This window comes from Okeania sp. SIO2C2 (assembly GCF_010692625.1).
Taxonomy (GTDB): domain Bacteria; phylum Cyanobacteriota; class Cyanobacteriia; order Cyanobacteriales; family Microcoleaceae; genus Okeania; species Okeania hirsuta.
In genome coordinates, this window is the sequence record NZ_JAAHGM010000039.1 from 60,592 (window position 1) to 67,045 (window position 6,454).

A 6,454-nucleotide genomic window follows, 5' to 3' on the forward strand; every position below is an offset into this window, starting at 1 on the left:
TTGTTCTCTGGGAAAAATATTCTGAATAAAATATAGATGTTAACCAATACTTACAGAACTTTTTAAGATGGTGAGGTACAGTTCAATATTAATCTCTATCCCCTCTTTCCTACTACCTACTCCCTACTCCCTACTCCCTACTCCCTACTCCCTATTCCCAATTAAACTTCATACCTAAATATGCTTCAAGCTTTTGATTATAGGGTTGAAAATAATTACTTAGACTCTTGTGAATTGATTGAGGAAGAGTAGGATAAGAACCAGAATTTAATTTCTGATAATTTTTGAGTTGATGTTTGGGTAAATCTAGAAAGTTAAAAACTTTTTCCATGATAGTTGCTGGGTTTTGATAAAAGTCTTCGCTTCTTAAAATCAGGAATTGTTTTCTGGGAAAAATAGTCATCCATTTTTTGATAAATTCTACATAAACTCCATAACTTATATAGTAAGAGATATGATTCCAGTAAGCTTGCTCAAGAGTAGATTCAGACATTTGCTGAAGTCTTTCTAACTGGGAATATATTGCTTCTGATAAAGATTTATTTTCCATCTTCGATCTGACTTCGTGATAATAGTGAGAAATTGCTCTATCTACTGGGTTTCGCAAAATTATAATCAACTTTATTTTGGGGAAAATACTAAATAGTCGTGTCGGGGTCTGCCAACTATTAATATAGGTAGGAGTTGCTTCTCCTGTTAAAAATTTTGTTGCTTTTGGAATGGGAGGAAAATGAGCTAAGTACCAATTTATTCCTTTGTCAAAATGTCTCGACCAAAAATATATTTCTTTTTTAATGGCAGGTAAAACTTGAGGATGTTGAGTGAGATAGTTATATAGAGAAGTAGTGCCACTTTTGCCAGTGCCAATAATTATAAAGTTAGGATTTGTTACTTGTTCTTGATGCCAATATTTTTTCACGAAATTGGGATGAGATTTTAAAGTTTGCTCGTAACAAGCAGTACGATAAGAGGTGACTGCTGAGTCAATTTTACCTTGCTCGCTGAGAACTTCTCCTAGGTTTAAGTGAGATAAAACGGAGTGTAGTTTCTTTTGAATAATTTGATGATAAAAACTGACTACTTCATCAAGCTTATCGGACTGTTTTAAGTAATTCCAGAAACGATTATAAGACCAGTTAATTTCTGGGTTTAACTTGATGGCTTTGAGGAAAGCTAGACTTGCTTTTTCCAATTCTTCTTCTCGAGTCAGAGCTATGGCTAAATCATAGTAATATTTAGAAGATTTTGGATTTTTTTCGATAGCTCTACGATATCTTTCTACTTCTAGTTTTAACTCTAATTTTTTCTCTAAAGCTTTCTGAAGTTGATTTGTAATTTCTTGGTCATTTACTTCCAGTTGCAGAGCCATATTATAAATAATGACTGCCCCTTTATATTGCTCTTTTTTGCTGAGGGAATTTCCTAAATATAGATATAATTCTGAATTTCGTGGCAAATGAAGCACTAATTTAGAATTAATTATCTCTGACCGATGGTTTTGAAGCGCAGAACAATAATAGTTAATTTTATCTTCTAAACTACTTTGAGATATTTGTGCTAATGCTTCTCCTAGTGTCTGATATATCCAAGGCATATTTTTTTCCATATTTAAGGCAGTCAAAAAGGTGAATATTGCTTGATTCCACCTTTTTAATTTCATTAATATTTCCCCGATATTGTTATAAGACCAAGGTACATCTGGTTTGAATTTTATAGCTTCTATATAACTATCAACTGCTGGCTCTAATTTTCCTTGTTTTTGTAAAATATCTGCTAATTGATGATAATTTTCTCTTTGATTTGGTTGAATTTTGATTGAGGTTTCATAACAAGCGATCGCTTCTGAATAAATTTCAATTTTTCTGTTTTTTTCTATTTCAGCTAGCTTAACTAATGCTGCTGCTAATTTATTGTAAGGCAAATAAGAGTTAGGGTTTATTTTAATAATTTGACGGTAGACTGCTGCTGCTTCTGAGCATTTTTCAAGTTTGACTAAAGCTTCACCTAAATTATAGTAAGCCACATCTATATTAGGTTCTATTTCTATAGTTCGGCGATAAGCTGTTACTGCTTCCGACCATTTTGATAATTGCATTAAAGCATCCCCTAAATTTTTGTGGGGTAAATATAAATCTGGCTTTAATTCAATAGCAATACGATAAACTTTGACAGCTTCTTCCCATTTTTCTAGCTGCATAAAAGCTGTGCCTAATTTTTGATAAGACCAAGGAAAATCTGGATTTAGTTCAATAAATCTGTTGTAGGCAATGACAGCTTCATCCCATTTTTCTAATTGGAGGAATACTTCTCCTAATTTATGGAAAGACCAGGAAAAATTTGGATTTAGTTCTGTAGCTTTTTGATATGCAATGACAGCTTCATCCCATTTTTTTAATTGGAGGAATGCTTTTCCTAATTTATGGAAAGACCAGGAAAAATTTGGATTTAGTTCTGTAGCTTTTTGATATGCAATGACAGCTTCATCCCATTTTTTTAATTGCAGGAATACTTCTCCTAATTTGTGATGAATTTCTGCTTGGTTTGGGTTTAACTGAATTGCTCGATCGTAACTCTCAATTGCAGCTTGCCATTGTTGTTGTTGAGTAAATAAATTACCTAAATTAATATGAGCTTCTACTAAGTTAGAATTTATGGCGATCGCTTGTTGATAATTTTGTTTTGCTAAGTCTAATTTTTCCATTGCTTGTAAAACTTTTCCCAGAGTATTATAGACAGGAGAAAAATTTGATTGTATCTCTATTACTTGGTTACATAAATGGTGTGATGTTTCTAATTTTCCTCGTTCTAGATATAATTCTGCCTGTTGATATAAACCCAGTGCAATTTTTTTTGTATTCATTTTATTTATAGATACTTTCTAAATTTCTGCTAACTCTAGAATTTTTAATACCCGTTTAATATTAACAATAATATCTGGTCTCCACTGAGTTTTATCTGAATTGTCACTTTCAAAATCTTTACTAATTAAGTGGTAGTGTAAACCGTTTGCGAAGTATTCCGTAGGAAATACTTACCTTTGAAATTGCCAATATTGCCTAAATTAATTCAACTTCTGCAAACTTCATCATTTTTTTTAACCTTGTTAAATTTACAATAATATCTGGTTTCCAAGGAACTTTACCTGAATTATCATCTTCAAAATTTTCACCTATTAAGTAATAGTGTGATAACCTACATAAATTGCTAATTTCCCAGTAAAAATTAGTAATATACTTTGGAGAAAAAATCTCAATCACTTTTGTTCCTGGACTACAAAATACGAGGTTTGTTAGTCCACCTCCATGAGGTGCTACTATCACTTTTGCAGCTACCATATATAATGCTTGTTCTGCAATAGACATTGATTCTAGGGAGAGACTAATAAAACCAAATTTTTCTAACAAATTAACTACTTCTTCTTCATTAAGAACTCGTCGCCATGATGCAAACTTTCGACTTATATATATTCGTTCTGGCTTACGAGATGATTTTATGATAGTTTGTGATTTGATAAATAAACTTCGCAAAAACTCACAACCCCATTTGCTGACTCTCAGATTTCCTTTCTGAGATTTATAGGAAGAAGGTACAACTAATTTCTGAGCTTTTATATGAGGAAAAAATCGGCTTTCTATGATTTGAGATTGTTTAATTCCCAGAGCAGCAATGGTTTCTATTTGAAACTTTTTATCACATCTGGTAAAGACAAATTTATCTATTATTAGGTTAGTTCGACGCAGCAAATCTATCCGTGTAACTACATCAAACATCCAGTGGAAATACATGAATCCTCCCCACTTTGCTGATAAAAATGCCACTGTACCATCTATATAATTAATCGGAGGTAATTCCTCAGAAGATATAATCACTTCAGAACAACCTGTAGAAACATCTCTTACCAACTTATTGTCTGAAGTAATAACTGCACTTGTTGCTAAATCAATACTACCTCTACCTTCGGGAATTACTACTACAAAAGCTTCCGCTGAGTTGGCTTTTTTATCTAGGAAATAATGATGTTTTTTTTGCTCTATTGTTTGAGATAATAACAGATTAAATTGAGTACTTGAATAGATGTTTATCCGAGTAAGATTTTTTTGTGCAGACTCAGAAGTAATTTCCCAATCTTCTGTTAAATTTAAAAACTTTCTTAGCCAATTATGCGGTAATTTTTGGTTAGTTTTCCAGAGGTGAGCTTCTTTGTGGCGGTCTTGTTTTTTGAGAATAAATTCTATTTTTTTATGAACATCGTAATAGTCTGGTCTAATTTTTAGAGCTTGAATTAAACATGGTATAGCTTCTGATAAATTCTCCAGTTGAAGATAAACATTTCCTAATGCTGCATAGTGCCAACAAGATTTGGGATTAATTTCTATGGCTTTTTGATAATTATAAATTGCTTCATCTAATAATCCTTTTTCTTGTAAAGCGTCTGCTAATCTTCTGTAAAATAAATGATTATTTGCTTCTAACTCTATAGCATGACGGTAAGCAATTATTGCTTCATCCCACTTGGTTAATTTCCTTAGTGTTTCTCCTAAGTTGTAATATGACCAAGATAAATTGGGATTAATGTTTATGGCTGTTTTATAACTAGAAATTGCTTCATCTAATAATCCTTTTTCTTGTAAAGCGTCTGCTAATCTTCTGTGAAATAAATGGTTATTTGCTTCTAATTCTATCGCACGACGATAAATAATAATTGCTTCATCCCATTCTTGAAGTTTTACTAGCCTTTGTCCTATATCGTGGAGCCATTTTATATTATTTGGTTCAGTTTCTAGTAAGCTTCGGTAATAATCTATAGCTAGATCGTGTGGTTCCAAGTTTGATAAATTATCTCCTAATCTCTGATAAAACCAAGTTAAGGCGGGATTAATTTCTATGACTCGTTTACAACTAGAAATAGCTCTGTCTAAGTTTCCTTTTTGTTGCTGAATTTCTACTAATTTACGGTGAACTTCCCAAACATCAAATTTGATGTCTATTACTTTCTGATAATATTTTTCTGCTGATTCTAATTCTCCTTTTTCTTGGAGAATATCTGCCAATTTTTTGTAAGACCAAGGAAAATTTGGATTAATTTCTATAGAGAGGTGGAAACTACTAATAGCTGCATCTAACTCTCCTATTTCTTGAAATATTTTTCCTAGTTTATGGTGAGCTACCCACAAATTAGGTTGAATTTGAATTGATCTTTGATAATAATTTATTGCTTCAGTTAACTCTCCTTGTTTAGCAACAGCGTCGCCTAAATTTTGATAGGCATTTGCCAAAGATGGATTTAATTTTATGGCTTTTTGGAAATTAGCGATCGCTGATTCTATTTCCTCATTTTCTAGCCAACTTTTTCCCTGTTTTAAATATTCTGAGGCTTGAGGATATTGAGCTTCTAAACTTAATGCTTGTTCCTGACAATCTTTGGCTAATTCTCTTTTTCCTATTTGTTGCCATATTTTTCCTAAGTTCCGATAAAAACCTGGTACATTTGGTTTGATGCTGATGGCTTCTTGGTAAGATTTTATTGCTAATTGCCATTGTTTTTCTTGGGCATATAAGCTGCCCAAATTTGCATGAACTTCTGCCCATTCTGGCTGTTGACTTATTGCTTTGAGATACCATTCTTTTGCTTTGTCTATTTCACCAATTTTGTGAAAAATATTTCCCAATGTTTTATAGATGGCTAGAAAATCTGACACTATTTCTAATACTTGATTACAAGCTAATATTGCCTCTTCTAATTTTCCTTGAGTTAAATATAATTCTGCTTTTTGAGATAAATTTATTAGATTTATTTTTTTGTTCATTTTGAGCTTAGTCATACTAAATTACTTTGTAAGTATTCAACTATTAGCGGTCAGTTATTCCTGCGGAATACGCTAGCATTCAGCTTTTTAAATGAAGCAAGCATTCGTTTAACTTATACTACATTTCCAACGAGAGATTCGTACTCTGAAGCTTTAATAAAATTGCTTTTTTCTCCTTTAAAGGTAATCAAGCTGAAGTCCCCAGTTGCGACCTTATTAGACTAGCTGATAGCTGACTGATGAGTGCTGTTTGCTTAGATTACTTTTGCTAATTCCATGATTTCTAATAGCTGTTTTAAATTGACAATTATATCTGGTGTTCATAACTATTATTAGAGGGAATAGGGAATAGAAGATAAATAAGTATAGGTCTACCTCATTAGGTTGAGAAACATTATATTATCGGAGATGTCTAATAACATCGGCTATTTCCAAATTATAGTCATTCCGAATAAGAGTGGTACAATATAAAGAGTAAAATATAAACCAGAATAAATCATTTAAAGAATGTCTTACAGTGTAGATTTACGAACAAGAGTCATTGATTATATTGAACAGGGAGGAAGTATTTTATCGGCCTCCAGAATCTATAAAGTGGGACGTTCTACAATATATCGATGGCTAGCAAGAGTGGATTTGAAACCGAC

Annotated in this window: 3 protein-coding genes; 1 reads left to right on the forward strand and 2 read right to left on the reverse strand. The window is 32.2% G+C overall.

Going from position 1 to position 6,454, the window contains the following annotated elements:
- Positions 1–151: 151 nt before the first annotated feature.
- Both F6K18_RS24980 and F6K18_RS24985 read right to left on the reverse strand, forming a co-directional pair.
- Complete coding sequence (locus tag F6K18_RS24980; protein ID WP_287525019.1) at positions 152–2,860, reverse strand: tetratricopeptide repeat protein; 2,709 nt, start codon at positions 2,858–2,860, stop codon at positions 152–154.
- 196 nt (positions 2,861–3,056) lie between these two features.
- Complete coding sequence (locus tag F6K18_RS24985; protein WP_287525020.1) at positions 3,057–5,807, reverse strand: tetratricopeptide repeat protein; 2,751 nt, start codon at positions 5,805–5,807, stop codon at positions 3,057–3,059.
- 507 nt (positions 5,808–6,314) lie between these two features.
- Between F6K18_RS24985 and F6K18_RS24990 the strand changes: the two genes are divergently transcribed.
- On the forward strand, positions 6,315–6,454 hold a 140-nt coding region (locus F6K18_RS24990; protein ID WP_287525021.1), incomplete at its 3' end, for an IS630 transposase-related protein.

What these genes read in the sequence shown, in the direction of transcription:
- F6K18_RS24980 (WP_287525019.1), bottom strand. Translation starts at nt 2,860, where the DNA reads ATGAATACAAAAAAAATTGCACTGGGTTTATATCAACAGGCAGAATTA.
- F6K18_RS24985 (WP_287525020.1), bottom strand. Translation starts at nt 5,807, where the DNA reads ATGAACAAAAAAATAAATCTAATAAATTTATCTCAAAAAGCAGAATTA.